Annotated in this window: 18 protein-coding genes; 10 read left to right on the top strand and 8 right to left on the bottom strand. The window is 70.3% G+C overall.

The window, feature by feature from the left end; all coding sequences use genetic code 11:
* Positions 1-110: 110 nt before the first annotated feature.
* Positions 111-512 carry a leucine zipper domain-containing protein gene (locus AAW14_RS39725; protein ID WP_416223286.1) on the bottom strand — a complete coding sequence of 134 codons (402 nt, stop codon included), beginning with the start codon at positions 510-512 and terminating at the stop codon, positions 111-113.
* Positions 513-645: 133 nt separating this feature from the next.
* A complete protein-coding gene (locus AAW14_RS11245) occupies positions 646-1044 on the bottom strand; it encodes a VOC family protein (RefSeq protein WP_265562683.1) in 399 nt (132 codons plus the stop codon).
* Between the two features lie 93 nt (positions 1045-1137).
* Between AAW14_RS11245 and AAW14_RS11250 the strand changes: the two genes are divergently transcribed.
* Complete coding sequence (locus AAW14_RS11250; protein ID WP_265562685.1) at positions 1138-2127, top strand: helix-turn-helix transcriptional regulator; 990 nt, start codon at positions 1138-1140, stop codon at positions 2125-2127.
* Positions 2128-2159: 32 nt separating this feature from the next.
* Here AAW14_RS11250 and glgX read toward each other — a convergent pair whose 3' ends face one another.
* A complete protein-coding gene (glgX, locus tag AAW14_RS11255) occupies positions 2160-4268 on the bottom strand; it encodes a glycogen debranching protein GlgX (protein WP_265562688.1) in 2109 nt (702 codons plus the stop codon).
* A 205-nt stretch (positions 4269-4473) separates the two neighbouring features.
* Between glgX and AAW14_RS11260 the strand changes: the two genes are divergently transcribed.
* The 4 genes from AAW14_RS11260 (at position 4474) to AAW14_RS11275 (ending at position 8891) form a co-directional block, all read left to right on the top strand.
* Positions 4474-5280 carry a Tat pathway signal sequence domain protein gene (locus AAW14_RS11260; RefSeq protein ID WP_265562690.1) on the top strand — a complete coding sequence of 269 codons (807 nt, stop codon included), beginning with the start codon at positions 4474-4476 and terminating at the stop codon, positions 5278-5280.
* A gap of 121 nt (positions 5281-5401) precedes the next feature.
* Positions 5402-6715, top strand: a complete 1314-nt coding sequence (locus tag AAW14_RS11265; protein ID WP_265562692.1) for a copper amine oxidase — start codon at positions 5402-5404, stop codon at positions 6713-6715.
* 115 nt (positions 6716-6830) lie between these two features.
* Complete coding sequence (locus tag AAW14_RS11270; RefSeq protein WP_265562693.1) at positions 6831-8069, top strand: SAV2148 family HEPN domain-containing protein; 1239 nt, start codon at positions 6831-6833, stop codon at positions 8067-8069.
* 99 nt (positions 8070-8168) lie between these two features.
* Entirely contained in the window at positions 8169-8891 is a 723-nt protein-coding gene (locus tag AAW14_RS11275) for a 3'-5' exonuclease (RefSeq protein WP_265562695.1), read from the top strand.
* Positions 8892-8962: 71 nt separating this feature from the next.
* Here AAW14_RS11275 and AAW14_RS11280 read toward each other — a convergent pair whose 3' ends face one another.
* The gene (locus tag AAW14_RS11280) at positions 8963-9826 is read right to left on the bottom strand and encodes a phosphotransferase enzyme family protein (protein ID WP_265562697.1); all 864 of its coding nucleotides are present in this window, start codon (positions 9824-9826) and stop codon (positions 8963-8965) included.
* Positions 9827-10065: 239 nt separating this feature from the next.
* Entirely contained in the window at positions 10066-12339 is a 2274-nt protein-coding gene (locus AAW14_RS11285) for an MMPL family transporter (RefSeq protein ID WP_265562699.1), read from the bottom strand.
* A gap of 241 nt (positions 12340-12580) precedes the next feature.
* On the opposite strand from AAW14_RS11285, the gene AAW14_RS11290 reads away from it, so the two are divergent.
* Positions 12581-13129: a DUF1697 domain-containing protein gene (locus tag AAW14_RS11290; protein WP_265562701.1), complete on the top strand. Its 549-nt coding sequence runs from the start codon at positions 12581-12583 to the stop codon at positions 13127-13129.
* A 48-nt stretch (positions 13130-13177) separates the two neighbouring features.
* Here AAW14_RS11290 and AAW14_RS11295 read toward each other — a convergent pair whose 3' ends face one another.
* From AAW14_RS11295 to AAW14_RS11305, 3 genes are all read right to left on the bottom strand, one after another.
* Positions 13178-13594, bottom strand: coding sequence for an SHOCT domain-containing protein (locus AAW14_RS11295; RefSeq protein WP_265562703.1), 417 nt, complete (start codon positions 13592-13594; stop codon positions 13178-13180).
* Positions 13595-13769: 175 nt separating this feature from the next.
* A complete protein-coding gene (locus AAW14_RS11300) occupies positions 13770-15128 on the bottom strand; it encodes a hypothetical protein (protein ID WP_265562705.1) in 1359 nt (452 codons plus the stop codon).
* Positions 15129-15569: 441 nt separating this feature from the next.
* Positions 15570-16184 (bottom strand): HdeD family acid-resistance protein, encoded by a 615-nt coding sequence (locus tag AAW14_RS11305; RefSeq protein ID WP_265562707.1) that lies wholly within the window; start codon positions 16182-16184, stop codon positions 15570-15572.
* Positions 16185-16438: 254 nt separating this feature from the next.
* Between AAW14_RS11305 and AAW14_RS11310 the strand changes: the two genes are divergently transcribed.
* From AAW14_RS11310 to AAW14_RS11330, 4 genes are all read left to right on the top strand, one after another.
* Complete coding sequence (locus AAW14_RS11310; RefSeq protein WP_265562709.1) at positions 16439-18016, top strand: MFS transporter; 1578 nt, start codon at positions 16439-16441, stop codon at positions 18014-18016.
* Between the two features lie 70 nt (positions 18017-18086).
* Positions 18087-18692: a potassium channel family protein gene (locus AAW14_RS11315; protein ID WP_265562711.1), complete on the top strand. Its 606-nt coding sequence runs from the start codon at positions 18087-18089 to the stop codon at positions 18690-18692.
* A gap of 256 nt (positions 18693-18948) precedes the next feature.
* Complete coding sequence (locus AAW14_RS11325; protein ID WP_265562713.1) at positions 18949-19560, top strand: TIGR03086 family metal-binding protein; 612 nt, start codon at positions 18949-18951, stop codon at positions 19558-19560.
* A 54-nt stretch (positions 19561-19614) separates the two neighbouring features.
* Complete coding sequence (locus AAW14_RS11330) at positions 19615-20232, top strand: DsbA family protein (protein WP_265562715.1); 618 nt, start codon at positions 19615-19617, stop codon at positions 20230-20232.
* The last annotated feature ends 92 nt before the right edge of the window (positions 20233-20324 follow it).

A 20324-nucleotide genomic window follows, 5' to 3' on the forward strand; every position in this document is an offset into this window, starting at 1 on the left:
ACCCGCCCCATCCGGATTCCTGCCACAGACGCGCCGCAGTTCGCCGTCCCTCGTCGCCCGCTTCCCGGCCCGCGGAACGCCCTCCCGGTGTGAGTACTGGGTGTGGTGTCTCAGGACGCTGGTTCCACGAGGTTCTCGAACGTCAGCTGCTGCGGGAGGGTGTCGAGCGGTTCCGGCGGCTGGTCGAAAGTGACGCGGTAGTCGCTGCCGGAGGTCCGGCTGATGGGTGGCTTCCCGCCCAGGCCGGCGTGCGGGCGCTCGTGGCTGTGGTAGTTGAGGAAGTCGGCGAGCGCCGCGTGGCGTTCGTGCTCGGACGTGTAGTCGCGGACGTAGGCCCACTCCCGGGTGTCCTCGGCGGTGCGGGCCGGGCTGATGGCGGGGCGGGAAGAGTGGTCAAGCAGGCCGTTTTCACCGTGAGTTCGCCAGCGTGCGTACCACTTGGCCGGGCAGCGGCGCGATTGCCCGGCCTCGGCGGCAACGTGGGCGACCGACCGGCGTCGATCCGCAGGCACAACCGCAGACGTCCCTCGGGGGTCAGCGGTGCGTTCCGCTGCCCCCTGCTGGTGGCGCGCTTGGACTCGGCGGATGCAGTTCATCGGGAGCCCTGGGATCTCAGGGCTCCCGCGTGAGCGACTGTGCGTGGCGTCAGCGTGCGAACTTCTCGATGGCCGCCGGGGTGACGGGGGTGAAGAAGTTGACGAGGTTGCCGTCGGGGTCGCGGAACAGCAGCGACCGGTTGCCCCAGGGCATGGTGGTGGGCTCGTTGACGAAGTCGGTGACGAAGCCGGTCAGGTTCTGGTGAACGCGGTCCACGTCGTCGACGAGGAACTCGGTGATCACGCTGTGGTTGTCCGCCGGGCGGGCAGAGCCCGGGGCGAACAGCGGGACGGTGCGGGTGCCGGCGATCGCGAGGGCGGCGTTGGGGGTCTTGAGTTCGGCGAAGTCCTCGGTGGCCCACGTCGCCGGCACCCCGGTGGCTCGCTCGTAGAACTCGACGAGGCGCGTGACGTCGCTGGTGATGATGCGGATCGAGACGAAGTCCATGGGGATCTCCTTGGCTGTGCTGGAGTCGTGCACGTCGCAGGCTAGGAGAAATAGTGGACAGATTCGGTCCTGTATTCGGGTTAGGCTGTGCGCGTGCCTCGACCCACTGGCCGCGTGCTGACACTCCTGGAGCTGCTGCAGTCGGGCGGTACCCGGACGGTGGCCGAACTCGCCGACCGGCTCGGCGTCCAAGGGCGCACCGTGCGGCGGTATGTGGACCAGCTGATCGACCTGGACGTGCCCGTGGAGTCGGTGCGCGGCCGCTACGGCGGGTACCGGCTCGCCCCCGGGTACCGTCTGCCTCCGCTCATGCTCAGCGACGACGAGGCGCTGGCCGTGCTGCTCGGCCTGGTCGCCGGCCGCCGAGCAGGGTTGACGACGGCGGCTCACACCGCGAGCGAGACGGCCTCGGCCAAGATCCGGCGGGTGCTGCCCAGACACGTCACCAGCCGGCTCGCCACACTCCTGGAGGCTCTCGCCTTCACGGATCAGCCCGCTGAGTTCGACACCCCGGACGCCGAGGTCCTGCTTACCATCGCTGATGCGGTACGCCACCGCCGACCGGTCTCGATCAGATACACCGACCGCTGCGGCCGGCGCAGCGAACGCACGCTGCACGCGTACGGGATCGTCGCCCATGCGGGCCGGTGGTACGTCACGGGCACCGACCCCGAGATCGGCGAGGACCGAACCTTCCGGCTCGATCGCATCGCAGACGCGCGGACCCTGCCCGGCTCATTCGAGGCGCCCGTGGGTCCCGATCCGGCACAGCGCGTGTTGTCGGGGTTCGCCACGGCCGAGTACCGGCATGAGGTGACCTTGCGGATCCACGGGACAGTCGAGCAGATCCGCGCCCACCTTCCCGCCGGCGTCGCGAGCCTGGAGGAGCACGAGCCCATGGCAGACAAGGACCGGGCGACCGAGCGCTGGCTGCGCGTCGAACTACGGATGGAGCGGCTTGACTGGTTGCCTCCGGCGCTCGCCTCACTGGACCGTCCGTTCGTGATCGAGCGCCCCGATGAACTGCGCGACCTCGTCATCGCGCTCGCCGAACGCCTCGCGTCCTACGCCCGAAAGGCCTGACGGCGAGGAACCAACGTCATGAGAGGGCACAACTAGGCAGGCCGCTGCAGCACCGTCAGGCTCCGGTCCACCAGTGTCAGCCGGCCCCCCGCCTCGATCTTGTTGCCGGTGCCGGGCGTCACCCCCTCCGGCACGGACGTGTCGACGACCACCTGCCACTGGCGCCCGTGGTCGACCGGCACCACGAACTCCAGCGACCTCGGCGAGGCGTTGAACATCAGCAGGAACGAGTCGTCGGTGATCCGCTCCCCGCGCGGGCCGGGCTCGGAGATCGCGTTGCCGTTGAGGAACACGGTCAGCGCTCCGGCCTGCGCCGACGTCCAGTCCCGCTGGGTCATCTCCTCGCCGTGCGGGGTGAACCATGCGATGTCGGACAGTTCGTCGTGCGTGCCCTGCACCGGGCGGCCGTGGAAGAAGCGGCGCCGGCGGAAGACCGGGTGGTCGCGGCGCAGCCACACCATCGCGCGCGTGAACTCCAGCAGATCACTGCCGTCCTCGGGCCATTCCACCCAGGAGACCTCGTTGTCCTGGCAGTACGCGTTGTTGTTGCCCTGTTGCGTCCGCGCGAACTCGTCGCCGTGGCTGAGCATCGGCACGCCCTGGGACAGCATCAGGGTGGCGATGAAGTTGCGCATCTGCCGTGCCCGCAGCTCCAGCACCGCGGGGTCGTCGGTCCCGCCCTCGGCCCCGCAGTTCCAGGAGCGGTTGTGGCTCTCGCCGTCGCGGTTGTCCTCGCCGTTGTCCTCGTTGTGCTTGTCGTTGTACGAGACCAGGTCGTGCAGTGTGAAGCCGTCGTGGCAGGTGACGAAGTTGATGGAGGCCAGCGGGCGGCGGCCGTCGTCCTGGTAGAGGTCCGAGGACCCGGTCAGCCGGGAGGCGAACTCGGCGAGCGTGCGCGTCTCCCCGCGCCACAGGTCCCGTACCGTGTCGCGGTACTTGCCGTTCCACTCGGTCCACAGGGGCGGGAAGTTGCCCACCTGGTAGCCGCCCTCGCCCACGTCCCACGGCTCGGCGATCAGCTTCACCTGCGAGACCACCGGGTCCTGCTGGACCAGGTCGAAGAACGACGACAGCCGGTCCACCTCGTGGAACTGCCGTGCCAGCGTCGCCGCCAGGTCGAAGCGGAAGCCGTCCACGTGCATGTCGGTGACCCAGTAGCGCAACGAGTCCATGATCAGCTGAAGGACGTGCGGGGAGCGCATCAGCAGCGAGTTGCCGGTCCCCGTGGTGTCCATGTAGTACCGCGGGTCGTCAGTCAGCCGGTAGTACGAGGGGTTGTCCAGACCCCGGAAGGAGAGTGTCGGTCCCAGGTGGTTGCCCTCGGCGGTGTGGTTGTAGACGACGTCCAGGATGACCTCGATGCCGGCCTCGTGCAGCGCCCGGACGGCCGACTTGAACTCCAGGACCTGCTGGCCGCGGTCGCCCCAGGAGGCGTACGTGTTGTGCGGCGCGAAGAAGCCGATCGTGTTGTAGCCCCAGTAGTTGCTCAGGCGCATGTCCGTCAGACGGTGATCGTTGACGAACTGGTGCACGGGCATCAGTTCCAGTGCGGTCACGCCCAGTTCGGCGAGGTGTTCGATGATCGCCGGGTGGGCGAGTGCCGCATAGGTCCCCCGCAGCTCCTCGGGCAGCGCGGGGTGGCGCATCGTCAGGCCCTTCACATGGGCCTCGTAGATCACCGTGCGGTGGTACTCGGTGTGCGGCCGGCGGTCGTCGCCCCAGTCGAAGTAGGGGTTGATCACCACGGACGCCATGGTGTGGGGCGCCGAGTCCAGGTCGTTGCGCTTGTCAGGTGATCCGAAAGGGTAGCCGTACACCTCCTCGCCCCACCTCACCGTCCCACTGACGGCGCGCGCGTACGGATCGAGCAGCAGCTTCGCCGAGTTGCAGCGCAACCCGCGCTCGGGTGCGTACGGGCCGTGCACCCTGAACCCGTACCGCTGTCCCGGCATCACCCCCGGCAGATACGCGTGCCGTACGAACGCGTCGGTCTCCCTCAGCTCCACCGCCGTCTCCGAGCCGTCGTCGTGGAGCAGACACAGCTCGATCCGGTCGGCGGCCTCCGAGAAGACGGCGAAGTTGGTTCCGGCACCGTCGTAGGTGGCGCCGAGCGGATATGCCTCTCCAGGCCAGACCTGCATGGATACGACTCTCCCAGTTGTTCTGGCCCCGGGGGGCGCCTTGCAGTGGAGTTTCCCCGAAAGTCGGGGAACCTCCCATGACTTACATCCCTCTTACCGGCCGACCAGTGCATACGCGGCAATCGCAGCCACCGGCGCAGCCGCGGCATGCCGAACCAGCGGGGCCTGAGCCACTCCCAGGACCATAGGGGGAGTAGGGGGAAATGTGGGCAAGTTAGTGCGCCGCCATCTGGGCAAGGTGGTGGCGGGTGCGGCCATTGCGGTGACGGGGACCGCCGTGATGGTCGGGATCACACTGCCGGGCTCGGTGTCGGCCGAGGAGTCCGGCGGCAAGGGCGGCGGACTCTCCGCCCGTCAGGCCGACAAGCAGCAACAGGGGGCGGCGGGGCCCGGCGTCGTCGAGCAGGCGCCCGCCGAGGGTGCGCGGGGCGAGGGCCGCGACCCGCTGACCGGCGACGAGATCAAGCGTGCCGAGAGCATCGCGTTGACCCGTCAGCAGTTCGCCGCCGGCGAGAACGTCCGGGGCAGGACGGGTCCGCAGCGTCTCGGCGTGGACCTCGCCGATCCGGAGGCGAACGAACTGGACGATCCCGACGCGCCCCGTCGCGCGGAGGTGACGTTCTACGACTACAAGGACGACGCGCTCGTCACCAGGACCGTCGATCTCTCCACCGGGAAGGTCGAACGGACCGGCGTCCAGCACGGGGTGCAGCCGCCGCTCGGCCCGGGCGAGAACGCCGAGGCGGCCAGGCTGCTGATAGCCGACCCGCTCGGCGCGGGTCTGAAGGCCGACTACAAGGACGCCACCGGCAGGCAACTCACCTCGCCCGACCAGCTGATGCTCACCAGCATCGTCTACCGGGCGGTCCCGGGCGCCCAGCCCGCCGTCCTCGACCAGTGCGGCCGGCACCGCTGTGTGCGGCTCTTCCCGAAGGTCCCGAACGGGGCCTGGATCGACACCCGTTCCTTCGTGATCGACCTCAGCGCCCGCAAGGTCGGCAAGCTCGGCTGAACCACCGCGCCACCGCCCCGTGAGGGAACGTTTCTTCGCGGTCGCGGGCAGGCGCCTCGCCGTCCTCACCTCTCGTGTCGCTCTCATCGTTCTCGCTCTGTGCAGGAGGAGTCTCTTCGTCATGCGCGTGACCAGAAACAGCCGTGCCCGCAGCCGGCTCCTGACCGGCGTCGTGACGCTCGGTCTCGCCCTCGGAGGCACGGCGGCCGCACCGGCCCACGCCCGTCCGAAGGCCGCCGCGGCGGCCGCCGAGTGCAGCGCGGCGTACCGGATCGAGCAGAAGCTCTCCACCGGCACCACCTGGCGGATGTGCTGGCACTACGACAGCCACGCCGGGCTGGTCCTGGAGCACGTCTCCTACCGGCCGCCGGGTGAGAGCCGCCCGATCAAGGTCCTCAACAGCGCGCGCCTCGCCCAGATCGACGTCCCCTACGACGACGGCTCGGTCGAGTACAGCGACCTGACGGGCGCCGGCTTCGCGCAGGGCCTGTCGGCGATGGCGCCCGGCGAGTGCCCCGGCGGCACCATCAAGACCATCAAGGTGCCGGACGCCTCGGACCCGCGGCATCCGAACGTGCCCGGCCTGTGCACGACGACCCGTTCGCGCGGCCACGCCTACCGCCTGCAGAGCGACACCGGGAACAATGTCTACCAGGCCCAGGGCAAGGACCTGCTGGTCTACACCGTCAACAAGGTCGGCTGGTACGAGTACATCACCGAGTGGCGCTTCCAGGACGACGGCACGCTCGCCATGAACGTCGGCGCGACCGGCAGCCTCTCCCCGTTCGACTACGACGCGGGCGACGGCCGCGGCTGGCCGATCGGCAAGGGTGCGCGCGGATACGCCACCAGTCACAGCCACAACGTCTTCTGGCGCCTCGACTTCGGCCTCGACGGCTCGTCCAAGAACCGGGTGGAGCAGTACGACTCCGAGGTCAGCCCGCCGGCCCGGGGCGCCCAGGCGCCGAGCAACAGGACCACGCGCACGCAGGTCACCAAGGAACTCACGGGCGACGCCAAGAACATGCGCTGGTGGCGGGTGGTCAGCGACACGGGCAGGAACAAGGACGGCCACGCGCGCTCCTACGAGATCGTCCCGGGCGCCACCACCAAGTATCCCGGCCACGACTTCACCCGGCACGACTTCTACATCACCGAGTACAACACGTGCGAGCAGTTCGCCAGCGACAACCTCGGAAACTGCGGTGCCCAGGCCGGCAAATCGGTTGACACCTGGGTCAACGGACAGACCCTCACCCACCCGGTGGTGTGGGTGAACGTCGGCTTCCACCACATCGCGCGCGACGAGGACCAGCAGCCCATGCCGGTCCACTGGCAGGGCTTCTCCATCGCCCCGCGCGACGTCACGGCTATGAATCCGCTCACTCCGCCCGCCCTCGCGGGTCAGAACGGGCATGTGCAACCCGGTAGTTGAGAAACGACCCTGTCCATCCGGCTGCATCCCGCGGCGCTCCCGGAGTACCCTTCCTTGATCGTTGGCTGGGGCCTGGCCCCTGGGGAGGCTCGGGGGAGCGGAAGGCGGTGCACGGGTGGGCTCGGGAGGGCTGGAGCTTCCCCCTGGTGACGAGGATCACGAGGGGAACTCCGCGGACGTCCCGCCCGGGGCGGTGTCCCTGGCACGGCCGATGGAAATGGGATCCATTGGACCGGAACTTGACTGGAACGCCGACGCATGGCGTGAGGTGCGGACGCGCGCCCAGCGGGCGGGGCGGGCCTACATCTGGCTGAATCTGGTCGAACAGCGGCTGCGCGCGGTCGTGGCCGCCGTTCTCCGTCCCATCTACGAACCCGTCCACGGCGACGACTGGGTGGTCGCCGCGGCGGGGCCGGCCGGCCAGGAGTGGGTGCAGCGCGCGGTCGCGGTACGCGAGGTCAGCCGCCGCAAGGGGTACTTGCTCGACCCCGCCGACGACAACGTGCTGAGCTTCCTCACCCTGCCGCAGCTGCGCGAACTGATGGTGCAGCACTGGCCGTGCTTCGAGCCGTACGTCGACGAGCGCCGCGACGTCGAACTCGCCCTGGACGAGCTGGAAGTGACCCGGAACGTTGTCTCGCGCAACCGGGCCCTCTCGGAGACCGTCCTCGCCCAGGCGGAGCGGGCCTCGGCCAGACTTCTGGAGATCCTCGGCGCGGGCGGTGACGTGCCCTCCGCGCGCCGGCTGCCCGTCGACGCGGTAGAGGACCTGGTGGGGGACCGGTACGCGGACGTGGTCGCCGTCCATCCGGACCGGGTGCGACTGCTGCGGCAGTTCCCCGCCGAGGACATCTTCGGCGGCGCCCGCCGTCTCGACGCCATCGGTATCGGCCTCAACCTGCTCGTGCAGAACTTCTCCGGGCGTCGGCTGGTGCGCCTCGCCGAGTCGGGCTGCCGGGTGCGCCTGCTGTTCCTCAATCCCGCCTCCAGCGCGGTCAAGCGACGCGAGCGTGAACTCGGCATCAGGAAGGGCGAGCTGAGCCGGGCCGTCGAGATGAACATCCTGCACATGCGCCGGGTGCGCTCGAAGCTGCGGGACCCGGGCGCCTTCGAGATCCAGGTCTTCGACGAGACGCCCCGCTTCACCGCGTACCTGGTGGACGGGGACGGCTCCGACGGCATCGCGGTGGTGCAGTCCTATCTGCGGCGCACCCGCGGTATGGAGGCGCCGGTGCTGGTGCTGCGCAGCGGAAACCGGGTCGTCAAGTCGGACGAAGCCGATGAGAGCGGACTCTTTGCGACATACCGCGAGGAGTTCGAAATGGCCTGGGTGGATTCGCGGCCGGTGTCCTGAACCGTCCCAAGGGGGAGCGGAACGCGGTCCTCGGATTGTCAGTGGTGCATGGGAGGGTGGAGCCACTGGGGGAAAGCACCACCAAGAAGGAGGGCCGCCATGGCCTGGCACCGGGAGCTGCTCATCGGCTTCGACCTGGAGACGACCGGGACGGATCCGTATGAGGCGCGCATCGTCACGGGCGCGGTGATCGAGGTCCGTGACGGGCGACCCCTGGGACGCCGGGAGTGGCTGGCGGACCCGGGCGTGGAGATTCCGGCGGACGCGGTGGCGGTGCACGGGATCAGCAATGAGCGCGCCGCCGCCGAGGGCCGTCCGGCCGACCGGGTCGCGGACGCCATCGCGGACGTCCTCGTCGGCTACTGGAAGTCGGGCGTCCCGGTCGTCGCCTACAACGCGGCCTTCGACCTCACCCTGCTCTCCGCCGAGTTGCGGCGGCACGGACTGCCGTCCCTGCGTGACCGTCTGGGCGGCCAGGACCCCGCCCCGGTCATCGACCCGTACACGATCGACCGCCGGGCCGACCGCTACCGCCCCGGCAAGCGCAACCTGGAAGCGGTCTGCGCGGAGTACGGCGTCGTGCTGGACGCGGCGCACGACGCCGGTGCGGACGCCCTGGCCGCAGCCCTGCTTGCGGGTGCGATAGCAGGCCGCCATCCCAAGATCGCGGCGCTCGGCCCGGCGGAGCTGCACAGCCGTCAGATCGAGTGGTACGCGGCCTGGGCGGCGGACTTCCAGGAGTTCCTGCGCCGCAAGGGCGACACGGAGGCCGTGGTGGAGGGGACATGGCCGCTGCGGGAGCCGGCGCACGACCGGGTCTGAGCGAGGCGTCACCATGTCCCCCGGCTCACCCGGGTGTACGGCCTCGTACTCGTGCCGCCTGACGGGCGTGCTCAGAACGGGTACCAGCGGACCGTCTCGTCGCCGTCCCGCAGGGACGCCACCCGCCGCTCGAACTCTGCCGGCGCCTTGGGGTTGGTGGGCGCATGCTGGGCGACCCAGGCGCAGCTGGCGGTTTCGCGCGCCCCGCGCAGCACGGAGCAGCCCTCCCACTCGCGCACATCCCAGCCGTAGGCCCGGGTGAAGGAGTCGTATGCCTCGGCCGGGAGCCCGTAGCGGTCGCGGGAGAGCGCCATGACCACCAGGTCGTGCTCGCGCAGGTCGGCCGAGAAGGTCTCCAGGTCGACCAGCACCGGGCCGTCCGGGCCGATGTGCACATTGCGGGGCAGCGCGTCACCGTGGATCGGGCCGGGCGGCAGATGCGGCGTCAGCGCGGCAGCGGCGGCGGCGAACCCGTCGCGGCGCTCGCGCAGATACGCCGCGTCCGCCGGGTCGATCGCGTCGCCCGCCAGGCGCAGCCAGCGCTCCACACCGCCCAGCAGATCGCGCGGCGGCAGGGCGAAGGCGGGGGAGGGGAGGGTGTGCACGACGAGCAGCAGTTCGGCCAGGTCCCGTGGTTCGGCGGGGCGTACGGAATCGGGCAGCCGATGCCACACCGTCACCGGGTGACCGTCGACCAGCAGCGCCTTCGGGTCGGCGGCCCGCACGGCGGGGACGCCCGCTTCCGCGAGCCAGAGGGCGATGTCCAGCTCCCGCCGCGCGCGCTCGAGGAGTTCGGCATCGCGGCCCACCTTGACCACCAGGTCACCAGCGGCGAACACCGCATTCTCGCCCAGGGCGAGGAGCCGCGCGTCCCGTGCCGGGCCGGGCAGCACACCCGCCGCGGTCAGGACGTCGCGCGCCCGTGCCTCGTCCATCGTCCGCCTCCGTGTCCTCGACGCGTTCCTGCCGTCCGCCCGGCCAGTGTCGCATTCGCACAGTTCGGACTTTCGGACCGAGTAGCGCAGGCGCGCAGGTCCGACCAGGTACGCGCCTGCGCCCAGGCCGGGCCGTGCACGCCGGAGCCGTCACGCCACCGGGATCCCGGCAGTCGTGACACGGCGACGTGGCCGGGGTGCGCCCACCCCGGCCACGTACGTCCTCGGCTGTGGAGGTGTCAGACCCCGACCCTCTCCCCCTCCACCGCCGGCGGCGGGGGCGGCGACACCGGGGCCGCCTCGTCGTGCGTGAGGTCGGGCAGCCGGTGCAGCCACTTCGGCAGGTACCAGTTGCGCTCGCCGAGCAGGGCCATCACCGCCGGGAGCAGGACACCCCGGATGACCGTCGCGTCGATGAGCACCGCGGCGGCGAGTCCCACGCCCATCTGCTTCATGGACTGCATCGACAGCGTGCCGAAGATCGCGAACACGGCGACCATGATGACGGCGGCACTGGTGACGACCCCCGCCGTGGTCACCACCCCGTGCGTGATCGCGTCCTTCGTCGTACGGCCCCGCATGCGTGCCTCGCGGATCCGGGAGACCACGAACACGTGGTAGTCCATCGAGAGCCCGAACAGGATGACGAAGAGGAACAGCGGCAGCCAGCTGACGATGGCACCCACACCCTCGGCGCCCACCAGCGACGCGCCCCAGCCGTGCTGGAAGACGGCGACGAGAATGCCGTACGCCGCGCCGACCGACAGCAGGTTCAGCACGATCGAGGTGATCGCCACCGTCAGCGAGCGGAACGACAGGAGCATCAGCAGGAAGGCGAAGACCACGACGAACGCGAAGACCGGGACCACCGAGCTGATGAGCTGGTCGTTGAAGTCGTGCGAGCCCGCGACCTGGCCGGTGATCGGTGCCTGCACGCCGTCGACCTTGCCGAGCGTGTCCGGCCGGACCGTGTCACGCAGCAGTTCCAGGCTCCTGCTCGCCTTGTCCAGGTCGGACCCGCCGACGAGGGGTACGGAGATCACGGCGACGTTCTGCGCGTCGTGCAGCTTGATGTCGACCGGGCCGCGCGAGGCGCCCGAACTGATCGCCCGGGTACGGAAGTCGGCGAGCGCGGCCTTCACGTCGGCGGCGTTGATGTCCTTCGCCCTGACGACGACCTCGGCGGGTTCGGTGCCGCCGGGGAAGGCGTCGTTGACCCGGTTGTACGTGGCCACGATGGGCAGCTTGTCGCCGAACTCCTGGTTCAGGGTGAGGTTCTGCGTCTTCATACCGAGCGCGGGCGCCGCGACCGCCAGCAGCGCACCGGCGGCCACCACCAGGGAGACGGCGGGCTTGGCCAGGACGACCTTGAGGACGGCACCCCACAGCCGGCTCCCCTGCTGCTCGGAACGGCCGCGCCGGGCGTCGCGCCGGCCCCGCTTGTCCGGGTGCAGGAACGGGATGCGTCCCTTCTCGACCCGCTCACCCAGCAGCGACAGCAGCGCGGGCAGCACCGTCACCGAGCCGACCATGGCGACCGCCACGACCATCAGCGAGGCCAGACCCATCGCCTCGAACGTGGCGAGGCCGGTGAAGAGCATGCCGGCCATTGCGACGCACACGGTGACACCGGAGACGATCACGGCACGCCCGCTGGTCGCGGCGGCGATGCGCAGCGCCGTGCCCGCGTCCCGGCCGGCCGCTCGCTCCTCGCGCTCGCGCCGCAGATAGAACAGGCAGTAGTCGACGCCGACGGCCAGACCGACCAGCAGCATCACGGAGTTGGCGGTGTCGTTCATCGGCTGCAGATGGCTGACGATGCCCATCAGGCCCATCGTCGCCATGATCGCGGTGATCGCCAGCCCGACCGGCAGCAGCGCGGCGACCAACGCGCCGAACGCGATCAGCAGAATGCCGAGGGCCACCGGCACCGCGGAGTACTCGGCCTGCTTGAAGTCGTCGCCGAACGCGTCGGAGAACGTCTTCTGCATGCTGGCGGCGCCGATCTCCTCGATCCGCAGCTCCTCGTGCCCCTTCTGGACGGTGGCGACAGCCTTCACGACGGGCTGGACACGCTCGCCCGCGGTGTCCGCGTCGCCGCGCAGGGCGAACTGCACGAGAGCGCTGTGGCCGTCCCTCGAGATGGTCTTCGTGTCGTACGGCGAGGTCACGTCGGTCACCTGGCCGGTGCCGTCGACGGCCCGCACGACCTCGGTGACTGCGGCGCGGAACCGCGGGTCGGTGGCCGTGGTCCGGCCGTCCCTGGCCTGGACGAGGACGGTCTCGTGCGCCGGTTCCTTGATCCCCGCATCTTCGATGATCTTGGCGGCGGTGTGTGTCTCCCCCTTGAGCTGGTCGCTGTTCTTGACGTCGACGCGGCCGGCCGCCGAGCCGACGGCCATCGCGAGGACGACGAACAGTACCCATATGCCGACGGCAGCCCATCGGTGCCGGGCGCTCCAGCCTCCGGCCCGGGCGGCGATGCCCCGCACCCGCGTATCTCCGTTCCCCATGACGGGCTTGCCCCCTCGTGTGCGGGTGACGGCCCCCTGCCGCCACCGTTCACTTCGAAGGTAGGGGCGGCATAAGAGCGACTCGTCGTGCTCGTCGGTGAACCGTCAACGGCCCGGCTCCTCCCCACGGACAACGCGCCTCACCATCTGGGAGGACGAAGACCCCTTACACGTATTCGGGGTTCTCGGGGAGCGGCATCAGGGTCCGCGGCGCCACCGGGCCGCGGCCTATGGTGTTGGGATGACGACGAGGTACGCGGCGCTGCTGCGCGGGATCAACGTGGGGGGCAGCAGGAAGCTGCCCATGGCGCAACTGCGCACGCTCCTGTCGGGGCTCGGCCACGGCGGCGTGGCCACCTATCTGCAGAGCGGCAACGCGGTCTTCACGGCAGGTCACGGCGACGAGGAGTCCCTGGCGGCAGAGCTGACCGCGGCGATCGAGGAGCACTTCGGCTTCCGGGTCGACGTGCTCGTACGCGACCACGCCTATCTCAGGGCCGTCCGCGAGGCCTGTCCGTTCCCGGCCGGTGAACTGGAGGGCAGACAGCTGCACGTCACGTACTTCTCGAAGCCCGTGGCAGCCGAGCGGTTCGCGGAGATCGATCCGGCCGTATATCTGCCGGAGGAGTTCCGGCTGGGCGACCGCGCGCTCTACCTCTACGCCCCCGACGGACTCGGCCGCTCGAAACTGGCCGAGCATCTCTCCAGGCCCCGGCTGGCCAAGGGCTTGATCGCCACCACCCGCAACTGGAACACGGTCGTCAAACTGGAGCAGCTGACCGGCGCCTGAGCGCACACCCGCGACAGAGGTGAGGCAGGACCTGTGCCGTCGGCGTGCTCAGTGCAGGATCTTCTCCTTGGCCCGACGGAACTCGTCGTCGGTGAGGTCGCCCCTGGCCTTGATCTCGGAGAGTTTCGCCAGCTCGTCGACCCCGCCGGCACCCCCGGAACCGCGGGCGGTGTCGCGGATGTACGCGTCGAACGCCTGCTGCTGGGCTCGGGCCTGATCCACCTCGCGCCGGCCCATGCCCTTGCCACGGGCGATGAGGTACACGAAGACGCCGAGGAAGGGGAGAATGATCACGAAGACGAGCCATCCCGCCTTCCCCCAGCCGCTCATGGAGTCGTCGCGGAAGATGTCGACGATGATCCGGAAGAGCAGGACGAACCACAGGATCCACAGGAAGATCCACAGCATGGTCCAGAACGCGCCCAGAAGCGGATAGTCGTACGCCAAGTTCATGGAGCCGTTCATTGCCTTCTCCCATCCGTACCCTCCCCCGACACGGTGCGAGCATGCGCGATGAGCCGGGTTGGACGCCTCACCCGGCGGGGGTGAAATCCGGCCGGGGTTCGTCCCGCCTCGGTGTTCCCCCGCAGTGGCGGCCCGGTACTTCCGGGCGGGTGACCCGGGCGGTGCGCTGCCCCGGTCACCCGTCGGGAGCCCCAGCGGTGCCCGCCCCCGGCTGTGCGGAGCCGTCGGCCGGCGCGTCGGCCGCTGCGGCGAGAATGCCGAGAATCACCAGGACCAGGACCACGATGCCGAGAACGAGCGCCACGGCGGCCGGGGTGGGGTAGTTCCACAGCGCCAGGACGAGTGCACCGGCCGCGATGACGACGCCGGTGGTCCAGCCGCGGTAGGCCTCCAGCCAGCGGCCCGTGCCGCCGGTGCGCAGGACGGATCGGGCCAGGGCCCGGCCGACGGCTCCGGTGCCCCGTGCGGCGCCGGAGCGCACCGCGCGGGCACCGCGGCCGGGACCGTACACGTAGCCCGCGAGGGCGGTGATCACCGCGATGACCAGAATGGTGCGGGCGCTCTGACGCAGGAAGCGAACGAGGGTGTCGAAGACGACGGCTGCCGCGTCCGGGGGCAGGGCGGAGGGCGGAACGGAGTCAAGATAGACCCTGCGCAGGACCGCGAGACCGATCAGCAGCACGATCATCATCGTGCCGGTCCCGATCGCGGCGCTCATCAGGGCCACCCGGTGCGCGGGCGCCGCCCAGACGGCGAGCGCGGCCAGCACGATGGTCACGACAGGCAGCCAGGTGCCGACGACATCGAGCAGGCGCATGGCGTCCTGTGCCTTCTGGAGCTTGTCGGTCTTCAGCAGCGGAACGGTCCGGTCGACCGCGGGAATGGCCGCCGCCTGCTTGAACCCGGCGTCCACCAGGCGCTGCTTCACGTTGTCCACGACCGTGCCGATGTCCAGGACGATGGTGTTCCCCCGTGCCTGGACAGCGCTGTTCCCCTCGCCGGTGAGGACCTTCACCACCGCGGCGTGGGCGCGGCGGTTGGCCTGCTCCCACACATAGGCGAACTGGTCGCTGGTCACGACCTTCGACACCACGCCGCGTACGGCACCGGTGAGCGCGCTCTTCAGAGGTCCCGCGAGCTCCGGTGCATGGTTCACCACCACGGGCGGAGCACCGGCCCGCTGGAGCGCCGAGGTGAGGGATCGGGCGATCGCGTCGACGTCGACGTTGTCGACCACGCGGTTGGTCAGCCGGTCCGTCACCACGTTCTGCACGGCGGGTTCGGAAGCGAGGGGTGCCACCGTCTGCACGTAGCGATTGGTGTCCGCGACCTGGCTGTGCAGCCAGGTCGCGACGACTGCGAGCGGGGCGAGGAGGAAGACCAGCACCAGCAGGACGGACGCTCCCGCGTACCGCAGACGCCGGTGACGCATCTCGGCGGCCTTCCGCAGCCGGTCGTACTCCGCACGCTCGTCGGCGCTCAGAGGAGACGCTTGTTCGGGCCGGTCGGGGCCTTGGGGGACGGGCGGGGCCATCGGCTCCTCCCTTCACACGCGGGGACATCCCTGGCCGGGCGGTATTCCCCACCGTGGGCACCGTCGCGACTGCTGCGCATCACCCGGCAAGGATGAGTTGCCGGTCGTCCGGGGGGACCGACCCGGTACCACCGGCCCGCGGCCGCTTCCCAGTGCGTCCGGGGCGCGGGAGGGCCTCGGCACGGCTCGCCCACGCCGGGTGATGATGCGCGTTGCGCGCCGCGCCCGTGGCAGGGATGGCAGGCAGTGAACGGCCTCCGCGGCATGGAGCGGACGGCCTCCGTGGCAGGGAAGGGCGCCCGTACCGGAGCGCCGCGCGGCACTCGGCGGCCGACCGGCGCCGCTCACGTCGACCACGGCGGGGCGGTCCACGGCTCGCCGCTCGCCGCTCGCCGCCCCGCCGTGTCATGTGCGCGGGCGCCTCGTCCCGGGCCCGAGCACTCAGCGCGGGCCGACCGCGCCACTCCGGCGGATCGCGGCCCGCAGGGCGAACGCCATCGCCAACTCGAAGACGCCGAGCAGGACCAGCCACAGGCCCAGCAGACGGGCCAGTGCCACGGCCGACTCCACGGGATAGCCGAGCACCACGATCCCGGCCACGACGCCGAGCGTACCGACGGCCATGGCCAGACCCCGGTGAGTCAGATCGCGGTCGGCGATCGCCACGAACGCGGTCATCAGGCCCACCAGCAGCCAGTAGACTCCGACGACCAAGGACAGCGCGGCGATGGTCTGCAGCGGGTGCCGCAGTACCAGCACCCCTGCCAGGACGGCCACGAGTGCCACGAGGACCCCGGTCACCCGGCCGCTGCCCCGCTCACCGTCCCGGGAGAAGGCCGTCACGAAACGGAAGACTCCCACTGCCAGCAGATGCAGCCCGATGATGACGGCCAGCACATGGAGAGTCTCGTCGGGCCAGACCAGCACAAGGATGCCTGGCACCAAGGTGGCGAGCGCGAATCCGAGCGCCCAGAGCCAGGAGCTGCCGATGTCTGCCAGCACCTCCTGGGGGTCGGCGGGCGCACGCTCCGGAGTGGGATCGGGCGATGCGGTCATGTTGCCTCCTTCCCAAGGCCGACGCCCCGGTCGGCGTCGAGGCAGGGCGAAGCGCCGGACCCTGCTGCCCGGCCGGCCCGACGGCCGGTCCCGGGCGGGCGCTCAGCGGAGGTGACGCGCGAGACAGCCCGTACGGGTGACGCGACATCGCGAAAGATGTCAAATGCCCCGTCCAAAGACAAATCTATGCTCCCGTGGACCCTGATGCCGCTCACGTCCCGTGCGGCCGGGCGGAATCCGGGAGGTGCGACGCCGTGCGGCGGTGGCGGGCTCTGATCGTCCTCGGGACGGCTCAGTTCCTGATGGTGCTGGACACCTCGGTGATGAACGTGGCCATCAGCCAGCTGGTCGACGACTTCCACACCGAGGTCACCGCGATTCAGGCCGTCATCACCCTCTACACCCTGGTCATGGCAGCTTTCATGATCACCGGCGGCAAGATCGCCGACATGCTGGGACGCCGCCGCGCCTTCACCGTCGGACTGGTCGTGTACGGCACGGGGTCCGCGCTCACGGCGTTGGCTCCCGTCCTTTGGGTGCTGACACTCGGCTGGTCGGTGATCGAAGGGCTGGGTGCCTCACTGGTCCTTCCCTCCCTGGCCGCCCTCGCCGCCGGCACCTACAGCGGCCGGGACCGGGCCGTCGCCTACGGCGTCATCGGAGGGCTGTCGGGGGCGGGGATCGCGGTCGGGCCGCTTGTCGGCGGATGGGTGACGACATACCTGACGTGGCGGCTGGTCTTCGCGGCCGAGGTCGTCCTGGTGGCGGCCATCCTCTGCTGCATGGGGTGGATCGAGGAACACCCGCGAACGGGGCCACGGATCCGGCTCGACGGCGTCGGCGCCGTGCTGTCCGCCCTGGGCCTGGCCCTCGTGGTCCTGGGCGTGCTGCAGAGCAGCTCCTGGGGATGGCTGCGGCCACGCAACTCCCCGATCACCGTCTTCGGTTTCTCCCTCACCGTGTTCGTCATCGCGGCGGGAGCCGTCCTCCTCCACCTGTTCCGGGCATGGGAGAGACGGGTGGAGGCTCGTGGGCGCGAACCGCTGGTGCGGTTCGCGCTGTTCGCGATCCCCCCGCTGCGCTCCGGCCTGGCCATGCTGCTCAACCAGAACCTCATCCTGCTCGGCCTGTTCTTCACGATCCCCCTGTACCTCCAGGTCGTACAGGGCTTCAACGCGTTCGAGACCGGCCTGCGGCTGCTGCCGGTCTCGATCACCATGCTGCTGTCCGCCGTGAGCGGTCCCCTGCTGGGCCGGATCGCAGCTCCGCGTACGGTGGTGCGGATCGCTCTGGTGGTGCTGCTCGTCGCCGTGGTGTGGCTGCTTGCCACGATCAAGCCCCGTATCGACGACCTCTCGTTCGCGCTGGCGATGGCCGTGCTGGGACTCGGCATGGGCCTGCTCGCCTCGCAGTTGGGAAACGTGGTGCAGTCCAGCGTCGGGGAGTCCGCCCGCAGTGAGGCGGGCGGCCTGCAGTACACCGCGCAGAACCTCGGCTCCTCCCTGGGCACCGCACTCATCGGCTCGATCCTGATCGGCGCCCTGGTGCACGCGTTCACCACCCGCATCGAGGACAACCCCAAGATCTCGGCCGCGGCGCACCAGCAGGTCGGCATCGCCATGGTGGCCGGGGTCAGCTTCGTCAGCACCGACGAGGTACGGGCCGCCGCCGAAAGCGCCGCGCTGCCGCCGTCCGAGGCCGACGCGATCGTGAACTCGTACGCCGAGGCGCAGATCGAAGCCCTCAAGGCCGCTGTCCTGGCCGCCGCCGGCGTCACGGTCGTCGGCTTCGCCTTCACCCGCCACCTACCTGCGGAACGGCTGATCAAGTAGTCGGACGACGCACCCCACCACATCCTGACCCACCGCCCAGCCCAGGCGATCAGGGCCGCAGGGAGGAGACATGAACGAGACGGGTCCCGTCCACGGCGACGAGGCGGACAGCGAAGCCGCTGGCGCCTCGGCGGTCTGGCAGCGCGTATCGCTGGGCGCAGTCGTCCGGCCGGTCCTCACCGCAGCCGGACTCGTGCTGGCCTACTACCTGCTGCCCATGACCGGACGACTCACCGGCGCCACGCTCGCGGGCCTCGCCGGGGGCCTGGCCGCTCTGGTGGTGCTCTTCACCCTGCAGATCCGGTGGATCGCCCGTTCCCCGCATCCGCGTCTGAGAGCCGTCGAGGCACTCGCGACCACCCTGTCGTTGTTCCTGCTCCTCTTCTCGACGGCCTACTACCTGCTCGAGCACGCCGAGCCGGGAAGCTTCACGGAACCCCTCACCCGGACCGACGCGCTGTACTTCACGCTCACCGTGTTCAGCACGGTCGGCTTCGGCGACATCACCGCCCGTACGGACCCGGCTCGCATCGTGACGATGGGTCAGATGGCCGCCGACATCCTCCTCGTCAGCGTGGCAGCCAGGATCGTGGTCGGCACGGTCCGCACCACCGTCCACCGCCGGTCGGCCGATGTGTCCCCACCGGGTAAAGAGAACCCGGAACAACACCCCTAGGCAGGGCCGCACGCTGCGTCGCCCCGGCGGCGCAGCCGTCCCAGACGGTTCCAGGCAGCCGCCCACTTCGACGGGCGAGCAGATCCCTTACGAACTGATGCAGCGGCTCGGCAACACGTTCGCGCGAGAACGGCGGGCGCCCGGTTCGCTGCCGGTCGGGGAACTGGTACGTCTCTCGGACGAGGCGGAGGAGGCCGCCGACGGGTCTGTCGCGTTTGTTCAAGAGGATCCCGTCGGCCGTTCCTAGCGTGAAGGCATGAGCGATCCGCACAAGAACGTGTACCCGTACCTGGTCGAATGCGCGGCCGAGGCCGCCCGTGTGGCCCGTGGGGTGAGATCGGAGCAGTTGCCCGGGCCCACTCACTGCCCCTCCTGGGACGTCCGCGCCCTGGTGAACCACTGGGTTCTCTACACCGCGCACGGCCTGGAGCACCGCGCCCTGCGCAAGCCCCTGCCCGAGGAGCTGACCGCACGCGATTTCACCGCGGACCCCGACTGGGCGCAGGCGTACGCCGACCAGCTCGACCGCGCCGTCGCCGCCTGGGACGACCCCGCCGTGTGGGAGGGCGAGATCGACCTGGGCATGGCGACGATGCCCGCCGCAGAGCTGGCGGCGATGATCGTCAAGGAGGCGGCCGTCCACGGCTGGGACGTCGCGACGGCCACCGGACAGGAGTACCGGATCTCGCAGGGCGCTGCCCGTCTCGTGCTGGACGTGGTCGAGACCCATGGCGACCTCTACCGCCAGTACGACGGCTTCGCCGATCCGGTCCCCGTGCCGGACGACTCCCCCGTGTTCGAGCGCGCGCTCGCGGCAAGCGGACGGGATCCGCGGCAGACCGCGGCGGGGGGCCGAGTGGGCCACTGAAAAGGTCGCCGATTGGGCCAGGACCTTGTGCCATTCGGTGACTAGCGTGAGGGCATGCCGAACACCACTCCCGTCCGGGTCGACTTCTGGTTCGACCCCGCCTGCCCCTTCGCCTGGATCACCTCCCGCTGGCTGCTGGAGGTCGAGCGCGAGCGCCCGCTCGACCTCCGCTTCCGTTCAATGAGCCTGTACCTGCACAACATCGGCAACGAACTGCCGGACTGGTACCGGGAGTTGGTCGACAAGTCGATCGGCCCGGTACGTGTCGCCGTGGCGGCCGCCGAGCGGCACGGGGAGAAGGTGCTGCGCGACCTGTACACCGCCTTCGGCACCCGGATCCACGAGCGCGCGGCGGAGGACTTCGACGCGGTGATCGCCGAGTCGCTCGCCGAACTCGGCCTGCCGGCCGACCTCGCAGCCGCCGCGCACGACCCGGCGTACGACGACGCGGTGCGCCGCAGCCACGATGCCGGCGCCGAGCCGGACTCGGGCGGCTACGTGGGCACGCCGACCTTGCATGTGGACGGCACGGTGTGGTTCGGGCCGGTCCTGCGGGCGGTGCCGCGCGGCGCCCGGGCGGCCGAGCTCTTCGACAGCTTCCGGGTCCTGGCCGCCCACCCGGACTTCTTCGAGCTCAAGCGGACCCGGACGGGAGGCCTGTCCTTCGACTGAACCAGGGCCGGATCCCTGAACGCCGCTCCGATGAACAGCCGTATCCGGGACGTCGGTGACGCCGATCCTGCACCCCGCCCGGCACGTGGTAG

Source organism: Streptomyces hygroscopicus, assembly GCF_026168105.1.
GTDB lineage: Bacteria > Actinomycetota > Actinomycetes > Streptomycetales > Streptomycetaceae > Streptomyces > Streptomyces hygroscopicus_D.

Bases quoted from the DNA above. Each gene is read 5' to 3' on its own strand.
- AAW14_RS11245 (WP_265562683.1), bottom strand. From the start codon at position 1,044: ATGGACTTCGTCTCGATCCGCATCATCACCAGCGACGTCACGCGCCTC.
- glgX (WP_265562688.1), bottom strand. From the start codon at position 4,268: ATGCAGGTCTGGCCTGGAGAGGCATATCCGCTCGGCGCCACCTACGAC.
- AAW14_RS11265 (WP_265562692.1), top strand. From the start codon at position 5,402: ATGCGCGTGACCAGAAACAGCCGTGCCCGCAGCCGGCTCCTGACCGGC.
- AAW14_RS11275 (WP_265562695.1), top strand. From the start codon at position 8,169: ATGGCCTGGCACCGGGAGCTGCTCATCGGCTTCGACCTGGAGACGACC.
- AAW14_RS11280 (WP_265562697.1), bottom strand. From the start codon at position 9,826: ATGGACGAGGCACGGGCGCGCGACGTCCTGACCGCGGCGGGTGTGCTG.
- AAW14_RS11285 (WP_265562699.1), bottom strand. From the start codon at position 12,339: ATGGGGAACGGAGATACGCGGGTGCGGGGCATCGCCGCCCGGGCCGGA.
- AAW14_RS11290 (WP_265562701.1), top strand. From the start codon at position 12,581: ATGACGACGAGGTACGCGGCGCTGCTGCGCGGGATCAACGTGGGGGGC.
- AAW14_RS11295 (WP_265562703.1), bottom strand. From the start codon at position 13,594: ATGAACGGCTCCATGAACTTGGCGTACGACTATCCGCTTCTGGGCGCG.
- AAW14_RS11300 (WP_265562705.1), bottom strand. From the start codon at position 15,128: ATGGCCCCGCCCGTCCCCCAAGGCCCCGACCGGCCCGAACAAGCGTCT.
- AAW14_RS11305 (WP_265562707.1), bottom strand. From the start codon at position 16,184: ATGACCGCATCGCCCGATCCCACTCCGGAGCGTGCGCCCGCCGACCCC.
- AAW14_RS11315 (WP_265562711.1), top strand. From the start codon at position 18,087: ATGAACGAGACGGGTCCCGTCCACGGCGACGAGGCGGACAGCGAAGCC.
- AAW14_RS11325 (WP_265562713.1), top strand. From the start codon at position 18,949: ATGAGCGATCCGCACAAGAACGTGTACCCGTACCTGGTCGAATGCGCG.
- AAW14_RS11330 (WP_265562715.1), top strand. From the start codon at position 19,615: ATGCCGAACACCACTCCCGTCCGGGTCGACTTCTGGTTCGACCCCGCC.